Here is a 22,722-nt window from a genome sequence, read left to right as displayed (position 1 = left end):
GTCAGTCCATAATCTTTTTAATACGGTTCAATGCCTCTGCCAGCTTATCTTCCTTTGCACAGAGCGAGATGCGGATGTAGCGTTTTCCGTTGCTGCCGAAAATAAATCCCGGCGTAATGAAAACGCGAGCCTCATGCAAAACTTTTTCTGTAAGTTCTTCTACATCGGCATAGCTGTCGGGAATGCGTCCCCACAAGAACATGCCCACCTGTTCGGGGTCGAACGTACAACCCAACGTGGTCATGATTTCTTCTGCCAGCCGGCGACGGCGACTGTACACTTCGTAGTTTGCTTCTTCATGCCACTCGGCACTGTTATGGTAGGCTTGGGCAGCAGCCAACTGCATGGGGCGGAATGTACCGGAGTCAATATTGCTCTTTATCTTCAATATCCATTGTACGAAGGTGGCATTGGTAGCCAGAAGCCCTACACGCCAACCGGGCATATTGTGGCTCTTACTCATTGAGTTAAACTCGATACAACATTCTTTTGCTCCCGGAACATTCAGAATACTAATCGGCTTGCGGTTCAGGATAAAGCTGTACGGATTATCGTTGACAATAACGATGCTATGACGGCGGGCAAAATCCACCAAACGCTCGTAAAGCTCCATCGTAGCATTGGCTCCCGTAGGCATATTCGGATAGTTGGTCCACATGATTTTCACGCGGCTCAAATCCATACGCTCCAGTTCCTCAAAGTCCGGTTGCCAGTGATTGTCTTCACGCAGGTTATAGTTCACTATCTCACTGCCTAAAATTTTGTTTAGCGAGGTATAGGTAGGATATCCCGGATTAGGAACCAATACTTGGTCGCCGGGATTTACCAGTGCCAGTGTCACGTGAAGTATTCCTTCCTTCGAACCGATAAGCGGTTGGATTTCCGTAGCCGGGTCAAGGTCTACATCGTACCAGCGTTTATACCAGTCTGCCATCGCTTTGCGCAGTTCGGGTATCCCCACCGTGGGCTGATACCCGTGGGCGTCGGGCTTACGGGCATTTTCACACAATACATCGATGGTTTCGGGCGAAGGCGGCAGGTCGGGACTTCCGATACCCAGACTGATCACGTCTTTACCTTCGGCATTCATCTTTGCCACTTCTTTCAGCTTGCGGCTGAAATAATATTCGCTTACGCTTGCCAAACGGTCGGCAGGCTGTATATTATATGGTTGATTCTCCTTCTGCATATTCTCCTAATATTTTAAGTGCTTTAGTCAATGGGGTTACGGCGTCGATAGACTGTTTATAGCGCAAATAGTCGTTAAACATCACATCGACGTAAAACATATATTCCCATTCGCGTCCGATGATGGGCAACGACTGGATTTTGGTCAGGTTTATTTTATAGAACGAAAAGATAGACAATACTTGCGACAAACTGCCTTCGCTGTGAGGTAATGAAAATACGATATTCGCCTTGTTTACCTTCGAACGGTCTTTCAGTTCGTCTGCCAGCCACGGGTCACAAATCACCAGAAAACGGGTAAAATTATGCTTGTTTGTCTCAATGCCTTCCTGCAAAATTTTCATGCCATACAGTTGGGCAGCATATTTCGAACAAATGGCAGCATGTCCTTTCAGTCCTTTCTCTTTTATATCACGTGCGCTTGCTGCAGTATCTTCGGTTTCTACCACCTTCAACTGCGGATGGTGTTGCAAGAAGTCACGACATTGCGCCAACGCCACCGGGTGGGAATTCACCTCGGTCAGTGTCCCCCACTCTTCACCGGGCAAACACATAATGCTGTGACTGATACGGAGTTTATGCTCTCCGATAATCGTTGCACCACTTTCGCGCAACAATTCATAATTATGGAGCAGGCTTCCTGCAATGGTATTTTCGATGGCTATCAAACCCAATACGTTACTGTCTTTGCGCATCTGTTCGAACACCTCCTCGAACGTATTACAACAAATCAGCTCTATTTCTTCGTCTTTGAAATATTTATGGGCTGCAATGTCGTGATACGAACCCGGAACGCCTTGTATCGCTACTCTCTTCATTTTCATAATGCTTTCTTAACGTTAAAAAAAAGTCCCGCTTTCTTACGGAAGCGGGACTTTGAAATCTATCTATCGTATTACAATTTTATTCAATTATACACGCACAAACTCCCGCTTCACTTCATTGCTAAAGTAAAAGTAATAAAAGGAAAAGAAGAAGTAAGTCGCAATTATTTTCATTGTTGTTATTTTGTTATGGTTTACGTTGCAAAAGTAATAATTTTCTTGAACAAACAAATATTTTGCAAACTTTTTCTCATATTTTTTTTCGACTCAAACAGACTTCTTCTTTTTTGTATTACCTTTATCCTTCGATTTACGTCCGTACAGACGTATGTTCCATCAATCCGGAAGTGAGAAATAAATCCGACAATTCAATAAACCAATAATTACTGATTTTACAATGAAGTATAATTTCGATGAAGTGATAAACCGAGCCGGAACAAGCGCAGAAAAAGTAGACGGCATGAAAGAGATTTGGGGACGGACGGACTTGATACCGCTCTGGGTGGCAGACATGGATTTTGCCACGCCGCCGTATGTCATCAACGCCATCCGCAAACGTTGCGAACATCCTATTTTAGGTTATACCGCCAAACCTGAAAGTTATTACCGGGCGATTACCGACTGGGTAAAGCGACGTTACGGCATGGAAATTGAAACGAAACACCTGAACTATGTGCCGGGTATCGTACCGGGGCTGGGCATGGCGCTGAACTGTTTCACCCGCCCGGAAGAGAAGGTCATGATTATGCCTCCGGTGTATCATCCTTTCGCGTGGTTAGTAAAACGGAACAACCGCCGTTTGGTGGAATGCCCGCTGCAACTTACCGACGGTCATTACCGTATGGACTTAGAGGCTTTCCGCCGCAACATCGAGGGGGTGCGTGTATTCATCCTCTGTAATCCGCATAATCCCGGAGGAGTGGTATGGACGGAAGAAGAACTGAACGCCGTAGCCGACATTTGTGCCGAGCATCACGTGATTGTGTTCTCCGACGAAATCCATGCCGACCTAACGCTTCCTCCTTACCGGCATCGTCCGTTCGCCATGATTTCGGAACGCGCCAGAAACAATTCGGTTACGTTCATGGCTCCCAGCAAGGCGTTCAACATGCCGGGGATGGCGGCTTCGCATACCATTATATATAACGACAGTCTGCGCCGGCAGTTCCGTACTTATTTGGATGCGGGCGAGCTGGATATGGGGCACGTATTGGCATATCCGGCAGTAGAAGCGGCTTACACACAGGGCGAAGAGTGGTTGGAGCAGTGTCTGGCATACATTCAGGGAAACATTGATTACATCGACAATTTCCTCAAGACGCATACGCCGAAGATAAAGGCTATGCGTCCGCAGGCTTCTTATTTAGTATGGTTAGACTGCCGCGAATTGGGATTGACGCACGACGAACTGAATGATTTCTTCGTTTCGAAGGCCGGATTGGCACTGAACGACGGGGAGATGTTCGGCAAGGAAGGGGCTGGCTTCATGCGGCTGAACGCAGGTTGCCCGCGCTCGGTGCTGGAGCAGGCGATGAAGCAACTCCGAACAGCTTACGAAGGCTTGGATTCTTGATCAGTACATACGCAGGCACGCCAGAAAGCGTGCCTGTATTGTTTCTGTTTATTTAAGTGCAAAAACGATTGGGATAGTATACTTACAACGTACCTCTTTCCCCTTGTCTTTACCCGGAGTCCATTTAGGCATTTCCCGAATAACCCGCATGGCTTCGTTGTCTAAAGTTTCATTCACGCTGCGAAGCACCTTTATGTTGCTCACCGCTCCGTCTTTCTCTATAACAAATTGCAGGACAACCCGTCCTTGCCATGCGTTTTTCATGGCTTCCTCCGGATAACTGACATTTTTCGATATGAATTCTAACAGAGCTTTATATCCGCCGGGAAATTCCGGCATTACTTCTGCCACCTCCAGTATGTCCTCTTCCGCTGAAGATGCTTCCGGTATAGCCTGCCCTTCCCCTACTTCAGCCACAGACACTGTCACGTTGGAAGATTCCGAAGGTACAGGTTGCTCTTTACCCGGCTCAGCCTCAACCGCAACTTTTTCCGGATTTTCCTGAACAGCCTCATCTGCCGGCTTGGTTTCGGAAGTACACGATACGTTTCCGGCTACCAGCAGGGCGAAAGTCGGGAGGGCGAACAGCACATACTTCAGATGCGCCGCGCCGTTGGTTTGCTTTTTGTTCATCATGATAATACGTTCTTTAAGGTGAGTGAAATTGAAATGATTCGACAATCCGATTTCAGGAAAACTGCATACCGCCTGTAACAGATGGTATTGATAATGGCGGGGAGCAACGCCCGACGCAATGACGCTGCGGTCGGCAAGGTACTCCAGATTGCGGCGCACCTCCTGCCTTACTAACCACGCGAAAGGATTCCACCAACAAATAGCGGTCAGCGCCTCCATCAGCAGGATATCTACCGAATGCCATTGGCGGACGTGTGCCAACTCGTGTGTCAGTACTTCTTTTACTTCATCGGGCTTCACCGAGTCTTTGCAGACGAATATCCATCCAAAGAAAGAAAACGCACCGGAAGGCTCTTGCAGGTAACGCACCCGCACCCCTTCCAGAACCCCTGAGGGGCTTATTCGGGCAAGCCGGAAAAGGCTGATTAACTGGATTAAAATTCTACCGCAAAGACACACCATTCCTACCCATAGGACGAGGAAACACAAGCGGTAGAATCCTACCGTTCTTCCCATAGAGTTCAGAGGAGTTACCAACACCTCCGGCAGAGCCAGTGTTTCGTAGTAATCTGCCACCCGGGTAACTGCCGTCTGCCCCTGCATCCAGTCGCTCATACCCACCCACGGGAGCAGGAAAGAAAGTACAGGTAACAAGAGCAACACTACCCTGCGCCACACCAAAAAGGTATCGCGGCAGCAGAACAATTTATAAAACGCATAAAACAGCGCTATGCCTGCATTTACTTGGAGCAGATAGATAAACTCAGTAGCCATATCGGGTGTAAATTAGTACGGTTATTTTTCTTTTCCTTTCTCTATCAGGTTGATGATTTCTTTCAAATCGTCGACCGATACTTTCTGTTCTTTGGCGAAAAAAGAAACCATTTCTTTATACGAATCGGCGAAATAATTCTGCACGAAAGTGCCTACCGATGTTTTTTTATACTCGCTCTGAAGAACCAGCGGGGTGTACTGGTATGTATTTCCATACCGCTTTGCTTCCACAAAGCCTTTCCGCTTCAGGTTGTTGACAATAGACGCTACCGTTGTATAAGGCGGACGGGGTTCGGCATATTGATTTACTATATCTTTTATAAAACATGCCCCTATCCGCCAGATGTAGCGCATTACTTCTTCTTCTTGTATTGTTAATCGTTCCATGCTATATATAAGTTAATTACGAACTTTTCGCAAATCTACGATTTTTTCGTAATAAAACAAATCTTTTTATGTGAAATAATATAATCATCTGCCTTTAACGCAAAAAAACACGGCTGATACAGGCAGTGCGGCTTTGTTTGTACCGCATCTGTCCGTATCAACCGTGTTACTATATAATTGAACGAGATGTCTTACCCGACGGAATTATTTATATTCATCCCAACCTTTGATGGCGATATCGTCAATCGTCATGGTGCAGAACGCATTGATAAACGCACTGGCAAGACGGGCGTTGGTTATCAAAGGAATATTCAAGTCGATGGCTGCACGGCGAATCTTGTAACCGTTATCCAGCTCTCCTGCCGACAAGTCGCGCGGGATGTTCACCACCATGTCTATCTCTTTGTTATGCAACATTTCCAACGCTTGCGGATGACCTTCTTCGCTGGGCCAGAACACGCGCGTATTTTCCACGCCGTTTTCGGTCAGGAATTTAGACGTACCGCCCGTAGCGAAAATGTTATACCCTTTAGCCTTCAATGCTTGAGCCGCTTGCAGCATATCCACTTTCTGCTTGGGCGCACCGGTAGACATGAGAATGTTTTTCTGCGGGATGCGGTAACCGACAGACAACATGGCTTTCAGAACAGCGCATGAGGTGTCTTCGCCGATACATCCTACCTCGCCTGTCGAAGCCATATCCACGCCCAAAACCGGGTCGGCTTTCTGCAAACGGTTGAATGAGAACTGGCTGGCTTTGATTCCCACGTAATCCAATTCGAACAAGTTCTTTTCGGGCTTCTCTACCGGAATACCCAGCATCACTTTCGTGGCAAGCTCGATGAAGTTTATCTTCAGCACTTTGCTTACGAACGGGAATGAACGGCTGGCACGCAAGTTACACTCAATAACCTTGATGTCGTTTTCACGGGCAAGGAACTGGATATTGAACGGTCCGGAGATGTTCAGTTCTTTGGCTATCTGACGGGAAATACGCTTGATGCGGCGCACCGTTTCAACATACAGCTTTTGGGGCGGGAACTGGATGGTTGCGTCTCCGGAATGTACGCCGGCAAACTCGATATGCTCGGAAATTGCGTATGCCACGATTTCGCCGTTTTGAGCCACTGCGTCCATTTCCACTTCCTTTGCATGTTCGATAAACTGGCTCACCACAACCGGGTGTTTCTTCGATACGTTGGCTGCCAACTGAAGGAAACGTTCCAGCTCTTCTTGGTTGGAGCATACATTCATAGCCGCTCCCGACAACACGTACGACGGACGAACCAGCACAGGGAATCCTACCTTTTCGATAAAGGCATTGATATCTTCCATCGAAGTCAACGCGCTCCATTCAGGCTGGTCGACACCGATACGGTCGAGCATTGCCGAGAACTTGTCACGGTCTTCCGCATTGTCGATGCTCTTGGCAGACGTACCGAGGATGTTTACTTTCTGAGCATCCAGACGAAGAGCAAGGTTGTTCGGAATCTGACCACCCGTAGAAACGATTACGCCATGCGGGTTCTCCAAGTCGAGGATATCCATCACACGCTCGAAAGTCAGCTCGTCGAAGTACAGACGGTCGCACATATCGTAGTCCGTAGAAACGGTTTCGGGGTTGTAGTTAATCATAACCGAGCGGTATCCTTCCTTACGGATGGTGTTCAGCGCCTGCACGCCGCACCAGTCGAATTCTACCGACGAACCGATGCGATAAGCTCCCGAACCCAGTACCACAATACTCTTATGATCGCCTAAATAATGAACATCGTTAGCCACGCCGCTGTAAGTAAGATACAGATAGTTTGTCTGTGCCGGATATTCCGCAGCCAGCGTATCAATCTGTTTCACCACCGGAACAATGCCTACGCTCTTGCGGTAACGACGCACCTCAAGAATGCCGTCTTCCATATCGCCTTGATAACCTATCGCACGGGCTACTTGGAAATCGGAGAATCCCTGACGTTTTGCTTTATACAGCAGGTCTTGCGGGAGCTGGGCAATTTGGTTGTGATTGTTTCCCCAATCGTTCAGCTCTTTTGAAGTCTGCATGATGTTTTCCAACTTATAGAGGAACCACTTGTCAATCTTGGTCAACTCGTGAATCTGGTCAACGGTATATCCCGCACGCATAGCCTTTGAGATTACAAAGATACGTTTGTCGGTCGGCTCGCGCAACGCCTTGTCGATGTCAGCGATAACCAGTTCTTTGTTCTCTACAAAGCCGTGCATTCCCTGACCAATCATGCGCAAACCTTTCTGAATGGCTTCTTCAAACGTGCGTCCGATAGCCATCACCTCGCCCACAGACTTCATACTTGAACCCAATTCGCGGTCTACGCCGTGGAATTTACCCAAGTCCCAACGCGGAATCTTACAAACCACGTAGTCTAATGCCGGTTCGAAGAATGCCGAAGTGGTCTTAGTAACCGAGTTCTTCAGGTCGAACAGTCCGTAACCCAAACCTAACTTCGCAGCCACGAATGCCAACGGATAACCCGTGGCTTTAGAAGCAAGCGCAGACGAACGAGACAGACGTGCGTTGACTTCGATTACGCGGTAATCTTCTGATTCGGGGTCGAAAGCATACTGCACGTTACATTCTCCTACGATACCGATGTGACGGATGATGCGGATGGCAAGCTCACGCAACTTATGGTATTCGCTGTTTGTCAACGTCTGGCTCGGAGCGATAACGATACTTTCACCCGTGTGGATTCCCAGCGGGTCGAAGTTCTCCATGTTGCAGACCGTGATACAGTTGTCGAAACGGTCGCGCACCACTTCGTATTCCACTTCCTTCCATCCTTTCAAGCTCTTTTCCACCAATACTTGCGGAGAAAACGAGAATGCTTTTTCGGCAAGTACGTTCAGCTCGTCTTCATTGTCGCAAAAACCACTACCGAGTCCGCCCAGCGCATAAGCCGCACGGATGATAACGGGATAGCCCAAATCACGGGCAGCCTGACGTGCCTGTTCGATGTTCTCGCAAGCCTCGCTCTTTATGGTTTTGACATTTATCTCATCGAGTTTCTTTACAAATAACTCACGGTCTTCGGTATCCATGATAGCCTGAACGGGCGTACCGAGTACCTGCACATCGTACTTCTCGAATACGCCTGCACGATACAGCTCCACACCGCAGTTAAGCGCTGTCTGTCCTCCGAACGACAACAACACGCCGTCGGGACGTTCTTTTGCAATCACCTTCTCTACGAAATACGGAGTAACGGGAAGGAAATAGATACGGTCGGCAACCCCTTCCGAAGTCTGCACCGTGGCGATATTAGGATTGATAAGAACGGTTTGAATACCTTCTTCTTTCAACGCCTTGAGCGCCTGCGAGCCGGAGTAATCAAACTCACCTGCCTCTCCGATTTTCAAGGCTCCGGAACCTAACAACAATACTTTCTTTATATTTTCTTTCATAATAGCTTTCGTTAAAGTATGAGAATTAATAAACTGTGGATAACGGTTAGAGAAGTTTCACGAACTCATCAAACAAAAACTCGGTATCCGTAGGACCGCTGGCTGCTTCGGGATGGAACTGCGCCGAGAACCACGGATTCTGTTTGTGACGGATTCCTTCGTTCGACCCGTCGTTCATATTGATGAAAAGCGGTTCCCAGTCTGCCCCCAGCGTATTGTTGTCTACGGCGTAACCGTGATTCTGACTGGTGATGAAACATTTTTCCGTACCCACCATACGCACCGGCTGATTGTGGCTGCGGTGACCGTACTTCAACTTATAAATCTTGGCTCCCCCTGCTTTCGACAAAAGCTGGTTTCCCATACAGATACCGAAGATAGGCAACTTTTCATTCTGCATAGCCTTACGGATATTCTGCACAGCCTCATCGCAGGTGTCCGGATCACCGGGACCGTTTGAGATGAACAGTCCGTCGAATTCCAGTCCGTTGAAATCATAGTTCCACGGAACACGGATAATCTCTACGTCGCGCTTCAGCAGACAGCGGATGATATTCGCTTTCACGCCACAGTCAACAAGCACCACTTTCTTCTTGCCTTCTCCTTCGTTATACCGAATCACCTCTTTACATGACACCTTATCGACATAATTCACACCCGCATAAGTAGCTTCGGGGATGTTATCCGGCTCATCGTCGAAAACAATTTTCCCCATCATTACGCCATGCTCGCGCAATACCTTTGTCAGCTCGCGCGTGTCTATACCCGTAATACCCGGTATCTGCTCTCTTTTCAACCAGTCGGCAAGACTTTCTACCGCGTTCCAGTGATTATACTTCTCGCTGTAATCGCTCACGATAATTGCCTCTGCATGAATTTTTTCACTCTCCATAAAAGTAGGCAGTCCGTTGGCCTCGATGGTAAACGGAGGTACACCATAGTTTCCTACAAGCGGATAAGTAAGCGTCATCAACTGTCCTGCATACGAGGGGTCTGTAAGGCTTTCGGGATATCCGGTCATGGCTGTATTAAACACAACCTCGCCCGCTACGGGCTTTTCGTAGCCGAACGACTTGCCGCTGAATCGGCTCCCGTCGTCAAGGATAAGGGTTACGTTTCTCATTAATTCGTTCTGTTAGTATGTTGTTGTTATCTTTTTATAAATATCATCGGAAGTCAAAACGTGTAGTTCTGTTCTATATAGTCGATAAATGCCTGATTAACCAACTTCACGCCGCCCGGAGTGGGATAATCACCGCTAAAGTACCAGTCGCCTTCGTGCGACGGACATGCTTCATGCAATCCATCCAGTGTTTGGTAGACTATCTCTACTTTCGCCTGTGTTCCGGCAGGGGTGAGCAGTTCTACCATCTTGGCAGAAACTTCTTCGTCGGTAAACGGTGCATAGATTTCTTTCACATAGTTTACCATCTGTTCTTTCGGCAAACCCAGTTGGGCTTTCGATTTGCGGTATGCCGACTCGATGGTATCACGCATCCCCCGCTCTTCCAGCAGGGCGATGGCTGCACGGAAAGCGATAAACTGCTCCATGCTTGCCATGTCTATTCCATAATAATCGGGGTAACGCACTTGCGGAGAAGAGGATACGATGACGATTTTCTTCGGATGCAAACGGTCGAGGATGCTGATGATACTTTGCTTCAGGGTAGTACCGCGCACGATGCTGTCGTCGATAATCACCAGATTGTCTTCGTAAGGAATCAGACTTCCGTACGTAATATCATATACATGGGCGGCAAGGTCGTTGCGGGTGTTTCCTTCGGCGATGAATGTACGCAGCTTAATGTCTTTTATAGCCACCTTCTCGCTGCGGATACGCTGCGAAAGAATTTGCTCCAGCTCTGTATGGCTGGGCTTATGCCCCAAAGCCTCGATGCGCTGTACTTTCAACTGGTTCAAATAGTTGTCAAAGCCCTCCAACATGCCGTAAAAGGCTACTTCCGCCGTATTGGGAATAAACGAGAACACGGTATGAACCACGTCATAATCAACAGCTTTCAGTATCGGCTCTACCAGCTTTTTCCCCAACAGCTTCCGTTCGCGGTAAATATCAATGTCGCTGCCCCGGCTGAAATAGATGCGCTCAAACGAGCAAGCCTTTTTCACCTTCGGCTCGTTTATCTGTGCAAGGTGCATCTCTCCTTTTTTATTAACAAGGATAGCCTGCCCCGGCTGTAACTCATGGATGCTGTCGACAGGAACATTCAGCGCCGTCTGGATAACCGGACGCTCCGATGCCAACACCATAATCTCATCGTCCATATACCAAAAGCCCGGACGGATGCCCCACGGGTCTCTCACGGCAAAGGTTTCTCCGCTGCCGGTCAGTCCGCAGATAACATATCCCCCGTCCCACTTCGGAGTAGAGGTTTTCAGTACATTGGTCAGGTCGATGCGGTCTTCTATCGCATGGGTAATAGCCATGCCTTCCAGTCCCTCCGCCTTACATTCATTATATAACCGTTCCACTTCGCGGTCGAGGCGATGCCCCACCTGCTCCAACATGATATACGTATCGGCATACTTGCGCGGATGCTGACCGAAAGCTGTAATGTCTGCAAAAATCTCGTCGACATTGGTCAGATTGAAATTGCCGCACAGCGCAAGGTTTTTCGCCCGCCAATTATTGCGGCGCAAAAACGGATGGACGTACGATATTCCGCTCTTTCCCGTAGTAGAATAGCGCAAATGCCCCATATAAAGTTCTCCCGCAAACGGAAGGCATGTCTTGGCATATTCGGCATCGCTCATCTGTTCGGGTGTCAGATCGCGGAATTGCGAATGCACGGTGCTGAAGATTTCGGTTATCGCCCCCGCGCCCAACGCACGCTCGCGGAACATATATTCCTCTCCCGGATTTGCCTGTAATTTCACGCAAGCCAGCCCTGCCGCTTCCTGTCCGCGGTTATGCTGTTTTTCCATCATCAGATACAGCTTGTTTAGTCCATACATCCACGTGCCGTACTTTTCCTGATAATACTCCAAAGGTTTCAGCAGACGTATCAGCACGACCCCGCATTCATGTTTCAGTGGTTCCATAATTTCGTCTTATCGTTTAGTTTGCCTCTTCATAAATAAAAAAAATACCTGAATTACTGAAAAGTAATTTCAGGTATTAATTCTTATCCAATTCCCTATATTTATAAAAAAAACTACACATTGCGTCTTCCTATAATTCGGGATGCAAAGATAATAGTTTTGGCAGACACAAGAAAATGTTTCTCAAAAATAATTTATCGCAGAATAAACGCTACCGCAAAGACGACTCATCCCTTGCGGTAGAAAGGGTGAGTTGTTCGAATAGAAACAGGCAACGCTACCGCTTGCGTTTTAATAAAAAAACTGCTGTCTTTTCTACTTGTTAATCAACGGGTTAATTTTGGGTAGAAATAGACAGCAGCCTCAGTGTATATACGGGGTATGTATTATGCTTTCTTGATGTAGTCTACAATCCAAGCACCTACTTCTTTTGTTCCGTATTTCGCTCCGCCTTCTACTTGGATTTCAGGAGTACGTACGCAAGCATCCAACGAGGCATCAACGGCACGACGAATCAGTGCACCTTCTTCTTTGCAGTCGAAATACTCGAACAGCATGGCTACGGAAAGGATTTGTGCCAGCGGATTGGCGATGTTCAGTCCCTTAGCCTGCGGCCATGAGCCGTGGATGGGCTCGAACACCGGCGTGCTTTCTCCGGTAGATGCCGAGGGAAGCAGTCCCATCGAACCGCTGATGCAAGAGCCTTCGTCGGTCAGGATGTCGCCGAAGGTATTTTCGGTTACCATGACATCGAAGAAGGTGGGTTCTTGAATCATGCGCATCGCAGCGTTATCGACGAACATGTAGTCGGTGGTGACTTCGGGATATTTGGGAGCCATCTCCTGTGCAATCTGACGCCACAACCGAGAAGAAGCCAATACGTTTGCCTTATCAACCACGGTGAGGTGTTTGCGGCGTTTCATGGCGTATTCGAATCCTACTTTCAGGATGCGTTCTATCTCCGGGCGGGTGTAATAATTCGTGTCGTACGCCTTATCGTTGTCTTGGTATTTCTCGCCGAAGTACATGCCTCCGGTCAGTTCGCGTATGCAGAGAAAATCGGCTCCCTCTACCAGTTCGGCACGAAGCGGAGACTTATGAAGCAGGCATTTAAAGGTTTGTACCGGACGGATGTTGGCAAACAATCCCAACTTTTTACGCATCGCCAGCAATCCCTGTTCGGGACGTACTTTCGCCGTAGGGTCATTATCGAACTTCGGGTCGCCTACCGCCGAAAACAGCACGGCATCAGCCTCCTTACAGATACGGTAAGTATCTTCAGGGAACGGGTCGCCCACCTCGTCGATGGCATGTGCGCCGCAAAGTGCGTATTTATAACTAACTGTATGGTTAAACTTCTCACAAACGGCAGTCATCACATCTACGCCCTGAACCGAAATTTCAGGTCCGATGCCATCGCCGGCTAATACTGCAATTTTAAAATCCATGTTTTTTCTTCGTTTTAGGTTCTTATCGAGTAGGCTTACTCTTCTATTATATTCAACATCTTAATGGTTGCCTTGATTGCCGCTTCGGTCTGGTCGGCATCCAGCCCACGGGTACGGAACTCACGGTTATCGTAATTCCACGTGATAACGGTTTGCACAAACGCATCGGTGCGTCCGCCGGGCGGAATCGTCACGGCATAATTGGTAAGCATGGGGAATTTGCGGTTGAGCGTTCCCTTATAAATCTTACGGAGCGCACGCACGAAAGCGTCGTACTGTCCGTCGCCGGAAGAACTTTCCTGATACACCTTTCCGTTGATTTCGATACTCAGGGTAGCCATCGGTTTCAGTCCTTGAGCCAGCGTAACGAAGTAGCTCAACAGCTTTACCTTGTTCTGCGCCCCATCGTGTTTCAACACATCGCTAATGATGTAGGGCAGGTCTTCTTGCGTCACCAATTCCTTGCGGTCGCCCAGTTCGATGATACGTTCGGTTACTTTCCGCATCGAATCCTCGTCAAGCTCCAGCCCCAGACTCTCCAAGTTCTTGCGGATGTTTGCTTTCCCCGAAGTCTTTCCCAACGCATACTCACGCACCCTGCCGAAACGTTCGGGCAGCAGGTCGTTACAATACAGGTTGTTTTTATTGTCGCCATCGGCATGTACTCCCGCCACCTGCGTAAACACGCTCTCGCCCACGATGGGCTTGTTGGCAGGAATCGTTACGCCGGAATACGACTCTACTACGCGGCTAACGTCGTTCAAGCGGCTCTCGTCGATATTCGTTATGGCATGGAAATGGTCTTTCAAGATAGCCTGTACGCTGGCGAGAGGGGCGTTACCGGCGCGTTCCCCCAATCCGTTGATGGTGGTATGCAGTCCCTTTACGCCGCTCAACACGGCAGCCAACACATTGCTTACTGCCAAATCATAATCATTATGGGCATGGAAATCGAAATGCAAATCAGGATAACGCTTTTTCATCTTGCGCATGAACTCAATGACTTGCAATGGGTTCAGTATGCCCAACGTATCGGGCAGCATGAAGCGCTTGATTCCCGTATCCCGCAGTCCGTCTACCAACCCGAACACATAATCGGGCGAATCCTTAATGCCGTTACTCCAATCCTCTAAATAGACATTTACGTCCATATCGCGCTCATGAGCATAGGCAACCACGCTGCGTATGTCTTCGATGTGTTCGTCCAGCGTCTTTTGCAGTTGGTACTTACAGTGCTTTTCCGAACCCTTCGTGAGCAAATTAATGACGCGGCATCCCGCATCGTGTATCCAATCGACCGACACCTTGCCGTCGACAAATCCCAACACTTCCACCCGAGGCAGCATGTTACGTCGTGCCGCCCAGTCGCATATCATCTTCACCGCACCAAACTCTCCTTCAGACACACGTGCTGAAGCCACTTCGATACGGTCGACTTTCAAATCTTCGAGCAACAAGCGGGCTATCATTAACTTTTCATGGGGCACGAACGAAACGCCGCTGGTCTGTTCACCGTCGCGCAACGTCGTGTCCATGATTTCTATTCTCGGATGATTCTCCATATAAGCAGTTTATTTACGTGCCTCTTCGAAGGCTTCTATTTTACTTTTATTCTCTACCAGAAAATCAATGTCGTCCAGTCCGTTCATCAAACAATGCTTCTTATAGGCATTGATTTCGAAGGTCTCCGATTTTCCGGTTGCCTTGTTCGTTATGGTCTGCTCAGGCAGATTTACTTCAACCTCTGTTTTAGGGTCGGAATAAATCGAATCGAACAATTCTTTCAGAAATCCTTCGCTCACTACTACCGGAAGCACAAAGTTATTCAACTCGTTATTTTTATGGATGTCGGCAAAAAAACTTGAAACCACCACGCGGAAACCGTAACCGGCAATCGCCCACGCTGCATGTTCGCGGCTGGAACCGCTACCGAAGTTTTTTCCTGCCACTAAAATTTCACCGCTGTAAGTAGGATTGTTCAATACAAAATCCTTATTCAACGAACCATCGGGATTATAACGCCAGTCGCGGAACAGATTATCGCCGAAAAACTTCTCATCGCGTGTAGTGGCTTTCAGGAAACGAGCCGGGATGATTTGGTCTGTATCTACATTCTCTAAAGGCAAAGGCACACAAGTGCTTGTTATGATATTAAATTTCTGTTTCATAATGTCATGATAAAATTACATTAATGTTCTGGGGTCGGTAATCACACCTGTTACAGCGGCAGCGGCAGCAGTCAGCGGACTTGCCAGCAGGGTACGAGAACCCGGTCCCTGACGTCCTTCGAAATTACGGTTACTCGTCGATACAGCGTATTTGCCTGCCGGAATCTTATCGTCGTTCATTGCCAGACAAGCCGAGCATCCGGGCTGACGGATTTCAAAACCGGCAGCTTCCAACACCTTGTCTAACCCTTCCTCGCGAATCTGTTCGTCGACCATCCATGAGCCGGGAACCAACCATGCGATGATGTTATCGGCTTTCTTCCGTCCTTTTACGATGGAAGCGAAAGCACGGAAGTCTTCGATACGTCCGTTGGTACATGCACCGAGGAATACGTAATCAACCTTCTTGCCCAACAACGATTCACCCGGCTCAAAGCCCATGTATTTCATTGATTTTTCAAACGAACCTTTTTCTACATCACTCATTCCTTCGGTAGTAGGGATATGCGCCGTAACTGCCATGCCCATACCCGGATTCGTGCCATACGTAATCATCGGCTGGATATCGGCTGCATCGTAACGCACTTCTTTATCGAATACGGCATCGTCATCGCTCTTCAATGTTTTCCAGTAAGCAAGCGCCTTGTCCCATTCTTCGCCTTTCGGAGCATATTCACGCCCCTTAATGTATTCGAAAGTCACCTCATCGGGAGCAATCATACCGCCACGCGCTCCCATTTCGATAGACAGGTTACACAGCGTAAGGCGTCCTTCCATCGTCAGGCTGCGGATTGCTTCTCCGGCATACTCTACGAAGTATCCCGTAGCACCACTGGTGGTCATCTTCGACATCATATACAAGGCCACGTCTTTAGCCGTTACCCCTTTCCCCAGCGTGCCGTCAATCGTGATACGCATCGTTTTCGGGCGAGACTGCAAGATACATTGCGAAGCCATTACCATCTCAACCTCGCTGGTTCCGATACCGAAAGCAATCGCTCCCATTGCCCCGTGAGTAGAGGTATGCGAGTCACCGCAAACAATGGTCATGCCCGGCAAAGTCAGCCCGCGTTCCGGACCTACTACGTGGATAATACCGTTTTTCTTGTTCATCATCCCGAAGTGTGTCAGGCCGAAATCGGCGGCATTTTTCGCCAAAGCGTCTACCTGCGCTTTCGATACGGGGTCTTCAATAGGTTTATCTTGGTCATGAGTAGGCGTATTGTGGTCGGGCATACAATAGATACGCTCCGGACGGAAACACTTCAACCCCCTCGCACGCAATCCGGCAAAAGCCTGCGGACTGGTTACTTCATGACAGTAAAGTCTGTCTATATATAATTGTGTAGGTCCTTCTTTCACCTCCTGCACTACATGTGCATCCCAAATCTTGTCAAATAATGTGTTAGCCATTTTTTCTCGTTTCGTTATTTTCTGAATTTGTTGATACAATCAATGTAAGCCTCTACCGAAGCGGCTATGATGTCGGTATTTGCACCGAAGCCGTAATACATCTGTCCGTCATACTCTACCTGCATGTGAACTTTACCTACATCGTCACTTCCTTTGCTGATAGCCTGAATGGTAAATTCTTTCAGCGTCATCTGGCGTTTTATAATCTGCTTCACCGCTTTGATGGCAGCGTCTACCGGACCGTTTCCTGTGGCTGCCGCTTCAAAATGTTCTCCAGAAATATTCAATCCCAAGCTGGCAACCGAACGAACTCCTACCCCACTCGTCACCTGAAGATACTCTAACTTAATATGATGGTTTACGTTACGGTCTGCTCCCGCCAGAACCAGAATATCATCGTCGGTAATATCTTTTTTCTTGTCGGCAAGTTTCAAGAAGTCTTCGTACACCTTATCCAGTTTCTCCTGAGTCATTTCAACCCCCAGCACATGCAGACGATGTTTCAATGCTGCACGTCCGCTACGTGCCGTCAGTACGATGGCGTTATCATCAATACCCACATCTTTCGGGTTGATAATTTCATAAGTCTGTACATTCTTCAACACACCGTCTTGGTGAATACCCGAAGAGTGGGCAAACGCATTGCGTCCTACGATTGCCTTATTGGGCTGAACCGGCATGTTCATCAGACTGGAAACCATTCGGCTGGTAGGATAAATCTTCTGGGTATTGATATTCGTATCAATATGAATGTCTTTATGACAACGTAATATCATTGCCACCTCTTCCAGCGAAGTATTTCCCGCACGCTCACCAATTCCGTTTATTGTAACTTCTACCTGACGCGCACCGTTCAACACTCCGTTGATGGTATTGGCCGTAGCCATACCCAAATCGTTATGACAGTGGGTAGAGATTATCGCTTTGTCAATGCCGTCTACATGCTCCATCAGATATTTTATCTTGGCACCGTATTCATCCGGCAAGCAATAGCCCGTAGTATCGGGAATATTCACCACGGTAGCTCCCGCCTTGATCACAGCTTCGACCACACGAGCCAGATATTCATTTTCAGTACGTCCAGCATCTTCGGCATAAAACTCTACATCGTCTACATATTTACGGGCATATTTTACAGCCGCCACCGCACGTTCGATGATTTCCTCGCGGGTGGAATTAAACTTGTATTTGATATGCGGGTCGGAAGTTCCGATACCTGTATGGATGCGTTTGTGTTTGGCATATTTCAAAGCATCGGCAGCTACATCGATATCTTTTTGAACGGCACGGGTCAATGCACAAATAGTAGGCCATGTTACTGCCTTTGATATTTCAATCACCGAATTAAAATCTCCCGGACTTGAAACCGGAAATCCTGCTTCAATAACGTCCACTCCCAACGCTTCCAGTTGTTTCGCTACCTGAATCTTTTCTACGGTATTCAACTGACAACCGGGAACCTGTTCCCCATCGCGAAGCGTAGTGTCGAAAATAAATAATCTGTCACTCATAGTCTGATTGCTTTTATCTTTTTATCATTTGTTACTTCAAAAAAAAGCCTTTCGCACAAGGAAGTGAGAAAGGCTTTATATCATTTTTGTTTTTACATCTAACAATTATATGCACACGACTCACTTCCCACCGGGGTTTCCAGTAGATTAATCAAACCGCATAGCAAAATATGTAAAAACAATCTATTCATCTCTTCTTTTTTATTTTAACGCTGCAAAGGTAAACATTCTTTCGATACAATCAAATAAAATGAAAGTTTTTTATCCGATTTAACTACAAATTCACATAACAACGCCGTTGATTGGAATTATTCGACATTTTATTCGCCTTCTATCCTTAATTCGTGCAAACAGGCTTCCACTTCACTGATACTTCCCATGTGTTTACCCATATCGTCTGACAATTTAACACATTCACGCCATTCTTGGTTCAGATTCATCTTACAGCGCGACAGTTTCATCACGATATTTGAAGGCTGATAACCGGTATCGTTCGTCAGGTTGGTACCGATACCAAATGAGCAGCGTATTTTTCCTTTACAATATTCATAGATGCTCAATGCTTTTTCAAAATCAAGCGCATTGCTGAAGATGATAGTCTTTGTGGTAGGGTCAATGCCCAGCTCTTTATAACGTGCTATCAGGCGTTCGATAAACTCAAATTCATCGCCGGAATCACAGCGGACACCGTCGAACAGCTTTGCCTGTTTCCTGCTAAAGTTACTCAAAAAAGAGTCTGAAGTATAAGTGTCCGACAGTGCCGTACCTAAATCACCATCGTAAACATTCACCCAGTTTTCCAAAGCCATATAATTGGCATGTTTATACCCGAATTGCGCTCCGTGGAACATAAACCACTCGTGCGGATGCGTCCCCATCGGTTTCATATCGTACTTCATGGCAAAGTAACAGTTTGAAGTCCCCGTACAGAAACGGGCGTGTTCCTTCAAATAGGCAACAACGATATCGTGTACCTCAAACGAAAAACGACGGCGTGTTCCAAATTCAGAAAAGAGCATTCCATGATTGTTCGACAAAGCAATCTTCCCTTCCAATTTTTCCAAGATACTGTTCTTATCCGGTATCCTATTCAGGAATTGATTCTTTATTTCGGATATGATAGCCAGCAAAGGAACTTCATAAAGGGTTACTTTATACAGATAGTCGGTTACCTCCATGTGCAGATGGCGGTTTTCGTCCAAATAGACCTCAATTTTCTGCGGATCGAAGCGGAACGAAGAAAGCCACTCCCAATACACACGAGGCAAAAAACGGCAATGGCTGCACATGTATTCCAATTCTTCCTCTGTCAACGCCACCAACTTCAGGTTCTGAATTTCATTTCTCAAAGCATTCAGAAAGCCTTCCGTATATTCGGTTTCATCGCGGTCTTTAAAAGAAAACGTTCCTACCGCATACGGAAACAATTTGATATAAGCATACGAAGTGGTAAACTTATATAAATCTGTATCTAAAATAGTTTTTATTACCATAAATATTTCTATTAGGAACTGATCTTTACCATTCGATGATTTTCACAACGGAATACCTCGCCGGGGTATTCTGAAAGCAGATTCAAATTATGGGTTGTCATGATGATGGCAGACCCTTGACTGCATATCTCACGCAGCAATTCCACAATCCGGCATCCGGTTTCTACGTCCAAATTGCCGGTCGGTTCGTCTGCCAGTATAATTTCAGGCTTGTTCAAAATAGCGCGCGCAATCACGATTCGTTGCTGTTCACCTCCCGAAAGTTCGTTGGGCATTTTATATCCTTTATTGCTCATGCCTACCTGTTCCAGCACCTCGTTGATTCTTTCATCGATTTCGGCGCGGTTTTTCCATCCGGTTGCTTTCAACACAAATGCAAGGTTCTCGTATACGGTTCGGTCAGTAAGCAACTGGAAGTCTTGGAAAACGATTCCCAGCTTACGGCGCAAAGGCGCTATGTTCTTATATTTAATGGTACGCATGTTATACCCCAAAACCCATGCTTCACCTTCGCATACGTCCAATTCGCCATAAATGGTTTTCAGGAAAGTGGATTTTCCGCTTCCCACTTTCCCGATTATGTAAACAAATTCGCCTTTGTGCAGTTCGAAATCTATATCGCACAGGATTCCCAAGCCCTGCTGATTAATCGACACATTTTTATAGGAGACTAACGGTTGTTCTTCCATGCGTTATCAGTGTTTTTTCCAGTTTTCGCTATGGCGTTCTTTCAGCTCGCGCGCCAAATCTTCAATGCGATACCCCTTCGATGTCAGCAGCACAATCAGATGGTAAAGTAAATCCGCTCCTTCGTAAATCAACCGTTCATCGGTTCCGTTACAAGCTTCTATGATGGTTTCTACGGCTTCTTCGCCAACCTTCTGTGCCATTTTGTTTACCCCCGACTTAAACAGGCTGGTGGTATACGACTTTTCGGGCATCTCGGCGTGGCGTTTGTCGATGAAGTCTTGCAGTTCTTTCAAGAACATGATGTCTTGCTCGTTTTTCTCTCCCCAACAAGTATCTGTTCCCGTATGACAGACCGGACCTTCGGGATGTACCTTTATCAACAAGGTATCCTTATCGCAGTCTGCCTGAATCGAAACCACGTGCAGGAAGTTCCCGCTTTCTTCGCCCTTCGTCCACAATCTGTTTTTTGTGCGGCTGAAGAAGGTTACCTTACCTGTTTCTACCGTCTTGTCATACGCTTCTTTGTTCATAAACCCCAGCATCAATACTTTCTGGGTATAATTATCTTGGATTATCGCCGGAACAAGTCCGTTCATTTTTTCAAAATCAAGTTCCATATTCTCTTTATATTGCTTTACATCATATTATCGTATATTAATTCCTTCGCTGCGCAGGTAAGCCTTTAATTCAGGGATGGGTATTTCCCCGAAATGGAAGACGCTGGCAGCCAGTGCAGCATCCGCCTTGCCCTCCAAGAATGCGTCGCGGAAATGTTCTTTCTTCCCGGCGCCGCCCGAAGCGATTACAGGGATGGTAAGGCTTTCACTCAATTCAGCCAAAGCAGCATTGGCATATCCGTTTTTCACGCCGTCATGATCCATGCTGGTAAACAGAATTTCTCCCGCTCCTCTGTCGTTTACTTCTTTTGCCCAATCCATCAGGTAACGGTCGGTTTCCAGACGTCCGCCGTTCAGATAGCATTTCCATCCTTGCGGAGTTTGGCGTGCATCAATAGCCACCACACAGACCTGCGAGCCGAAATGTTTGGCTATATCATTCACCAACTGCGGATTACGGATTGCCGCTGAATTGACCGAAACTTTATCTGCACCTGCATTCAGCAGGCGATCGACATCTGCCAGCTCGCCTATTCCTCCGCCTACCGTAAAAGGTATATTGATTTCGGCGGCAATACGGCGTACCAAGTCGGTAAACGTTTTGCGTCCTTCGTGGCTGGCGGTTATATCTAAATAAACCAGTTCATCGGCTCCTTGTTCGCTGTACATCTTGCCCAGCTCCACGGGGTCGCCTGCCTCGCGGAGATTGACAAAGTTTGTTCCTTTCACCGTCTGTCCGTCTTTTATATCCAGACAGGGGATAATTCGTTTCGCTAACATATATTTATATTAATGAGCTGAGTTCTTTCAACGTGATACGACCTTCGTAGAGGGCTTTGCCGAAAACCACAGCCGGGATTCCCGCCGCTTCCAAAGCCAATATATCATCCAGCCGGCTTACTCCGCCGCTGGCTATCAGGTGCAGCTCCGGATGCGCCTCCATGATTTGCTTATACAGGTTTACGGAAGGTCCTTCCAGCATACCGTCGCGACTGATGTCTGTACAGAGTACCTTCTTTACACCTTTATTTATATAGTCTGCCAAAAAAGGCATCAATTCTTGCGTACTTTCTTCCTTCCAGCCGTTCACGGCTATTTTGCCGTTCTTCGTATCGGCACCCAAGATGATTTTCTCGCTTCCGTACATGCCGAGCCATTTGTCGAACAGTTCCGGGTGTTTAACCGCCACACTGCCCAGCGTAACCATCTGCGCCCCGTTGTCGAAAGCAATTACCAAATCTTCATCGCTCTTGATGCCCCCGCCGAAATCAATTTTCAGCGAAGTCTGCCCGGCTATACGGTCAAGCACCCGATAGTTTACCACGTGCTGCGAAGCCGCACCATCCAAATCGACCACATGCAGGCGCTGGATGCCGTACGCTTCAAATTCTTTCGCCACCTCTACCGGATTTTCATTATATATTTGTTTGGTATCGTAATCGCCCTGCGACAGACGGACACATTTTCCATCAATCAGGTCGATAGCCGGAATCAGTTCTATCATAGTG

Annotated in this window: 18 protein-coding genes; 1 reads left to right on the top strand and 17 read right to left on the bottom strand. The window is 47.4% G+C overall.

Annotated elements, in window-relative coordinates; translation table 11 throughout:
• Position 1: 1 nt before the first annotated feature.
• Both H9626_RS09950 and H9626_RS09945 read right to left on the bottom strand, forming a co-directional pair.
• A complete protein-coding gene (locus tag H9626_RS09950; RefSeq protein ID WP_191710400.1) occupies positions 2-1,189 on the bottom strand; it encodes a pyridoxal phosphate-dependent aminotransferase in 1,188 nt (395 codons plus the stop codon).
• The gene (locus tag H9626_RS09945) at positions 1,164-2,006 is read right to left on the bottom strand and encodes a prephenate dehydratase (protein ID WP_178255714.1); all 843 of its coding nucleotides are present in this window, start codon (positions 2,004-2,006) and stop codon (positions 1,164-1,166) included. Before H9626_RS09945 ends, H9626_RS09950 begins: the two co-directional genes overlap by 26 nt.
• A 403-nt stretch (positions 2,007-2,409) precedes the next feature.
• Between H9626_RS09945 and H9626_RS09940 the strand changes: the two genes are divergently transcribed.
• Positions 2,410-3,585 carry a MalY/PatB family protein gene (locus H9626_RS09940; protein ID WP_191710399.1) on the top strand — a complete coding sequence of 392 codons (1,176 nt, stop codon included), beginning with the start codon at positions 2,410-2,412 and terminating at the stop codon, positions 3,583-3,585.
• A gap of 48 nt (positions 3,586-3,633) precedes the next feature.
• Here the strand turns inward: H9626_RS09940 and H9626_RS09935 are convergent, their stop codons facing one another.
• The 15 genes from H9626_RS09935 to hisA all read right to left on the bottom strand — a co-directional run bounded on the left by H9626_RS09935 (position 3,634) and on the right by hisA (position 22,718).
• On the bottom strand, positions 3,634-4,995 hold the full coding sequence (locus H9626_RS09935) for a M56 family metallopeptidase (RefSeq protein ID WP_191710398.1): 1,362 nt from the start codon (positions 4,993-4,995) through the stop codon (positions 3,634-3,636).
• 21 nt (positions 4,996-5,016) lie between these two features.
• Positions 5,017-5,382, bottom strand: coding sequence for a BlaI/MecI/CopY family transcriptional regulator (locus H9626_RS09930; protein WP_178255686.1), 366 nt, complete (start codon positions 5,380-5,382; stop codon positions 5,017-5,019).
• A gap of 204 nt (positions 5,383-5,586) precedes the next feature.
• Positions 5,587-8,814 (bottom strand): carbamoyl-phosphate synthase (glutamine-hydrolyzing) large subunit, encoded by a 3,228-nt coding sequence (gene carB, locus H9626_RS09925; RefSeq protein WP_191710397.1) that lies wholly within the window; start codon positions 8,812-8,814, stop codon positions 5,587-5,589.
• Between the two features lie 46 nt (positions 8,815-8,860).
• A complete protein-coding gene (gene carA / locus H9626_RS09920) occupies positions 8,861-9,937 on the bottom strand; it encodes a glutamine-hydrolyzing carbamoyl-phosphate synthase small subunit (RefSeq protein WP_178255688.1) in 1,077 nt (358 codons plus the stop codon).
• A 53-nt stretch (positions 9,938-9,990) separates the two neighbouring features.
• On the bottom strand, positions 9,991-11,874 hold the full coding sequence (locus tag H9626_RS09915; RefSeq protein ID WP_191710396.1) for an amidophosphoribosyltransferase: 1,884 nt from the start codon (positions 11,872-11,874) through the stop codon (positions 9,991-9,993).
• A 386-nt stretch (positions 11,875-12,260) separates the two neighbouring features.
• On the bottom strand, positions 12,261-13,322 hold the full coding sequence (gene leuB / locus H9626_RS09910; RefSeq protein ID WP_178255690.1) for a 3-isopropylmalate dehydrogenase: 1,062 nt from the start codon (positions 13,320-13,322) through the stop codon (positions 12,261-12,263).
• A gap of 35 nt (positions 13,323-13,357) precedes the next feature.
• Entirely contained in the window at positions 13,358-14,884 is a 1,527-nt protein-coding gene (locus H9626_RS09905; RefSeq protein WP_178255691.1) for a hydroxymethylglutaryl-CoA lyase-like TIM-barrel protein, read from the bottom strand.
• Between the two features lie 9 nt (positions 14,885-14,893).
• Positions 14,894-15,490, bottom strand: coding sequence for a 3-isopropylmalate dehydratase small subunit (gene leuD, locus H9626_RS09900; RefSeq protein WP_191710395.1), 597 nt, complete (start codon positions 15,488-15,490; stop codon positions 14,894-14,896).
• Between the two features lie 15 nt (positions 15,491-15,505).
• Positions 15,506-16,903, bottom strand: a complete 1,398-nt coding sequence (gene leuC, locus H9626_RS09895) for a 3-isopropylmalate dehydratase large subunit (RefSeq protein ID WP_178255693.1) — start codon at positions 16,901-16,903, stop codon at positions 15,506-15,508.
• Between the two features lie 14 nt (positions 16,904-16,917).
• Entirely contained in the window at positions 16,918-18,414 is a 1,497-nt protein-coding gene (locus H9626_RS09890) for a 2-isopropylmalate synthase (protein WP_178255694.1), read from the bottom strand.
• A 320-nt stretch (positions 18,415-18,734) separates the two neighbouring features.
• Positions 18,735-19,907, bottom strand: coding sequence for a nicotinate phosphoribosyltransferase (gene pncB, locus H9626_RS09885; protein WP_191710394.1), 1,173 nt, complete (start codon positions 19,905-19,907; stop codon positions 18,735-18,737).
• An 11-nt stretch (positions 19,908-19,918) separates the two neighbouring features.
• Positions 19,919-20,596 (bottom strand): cell division ATP-binding protein FtsE, encoded by a 678-nt coding sequence (locus tag H9626_RS09880; protein WP_178255696.1) that lies wholly within the window; start codon positions 20,594-20,596, stop codon positions 19,919-19,921.
• 6 nt (positions 20,597-20,602) lie between these two features.
• Positions 20,603-21,214 carry a bifunctional phosphoribosyl-AMP cyclohydrolase/phosphoribosyl-ATP diphosphatase HisIE gene (hisIE, locus tag H9626_RS09875; protein ID WP_178255697.1) on the bottom strand — a complete coding sequence of 204 codons (612 nt, stop codon included), beginning with the start codon at positions 21,212-21,214 and terminating at the stop codon, positions 20,603-20,605.
• A gap of 27 nt (positions 21,215-21,241) precedes the next feature.
• The gene (hisF, locus tag H9626_RS09870; RefSeq protein WP_191710393.1) at positions 21,242-21,994 is read right to left on the bottom strand and encodes an imidazole glycerol phosphate synthase subunit HisF; all 753 of its coding nucleotides are present in this window, start codon (positions 21,992-21,994) and stop codon (positions 21,242-21,244) included.
• A 4-nt stretch (positions 21,995-21,998) separates the two neighbouring features.
• On the bottom strand, positions 21,999-22,718 hold the full coding sequence (gene hisA, locus H9626_RS09865; protein WP_178255699.1) for a 1-(5-phosphoribosyl)-5-[(5-phosphoribosylamino)methylideneamino]imidazole-4-carboxamide isomerase: 720 nt from the start codon (positions 22,716-22,718) through the stop codon (positions 21,999-22,001).
• Positions 22,719-22,722: the final 4 nt, after the last annotated feature.

The organism is Phocaeicola faecium, from assembly GCF_014837055.1.
Classification (GTDB): domain Bacteria; phylum Bacteroidota; class Bacteroidia; order Bacteroidales; family Bacteroidaceae; genus Phocaeicola; species Phocaeicola gallinarum.
The sequence above is the reverse complement of the archived record's forward strand: the minus strand, read 5'-3'. Positions and strand labels throughout refer to the sequence as shown.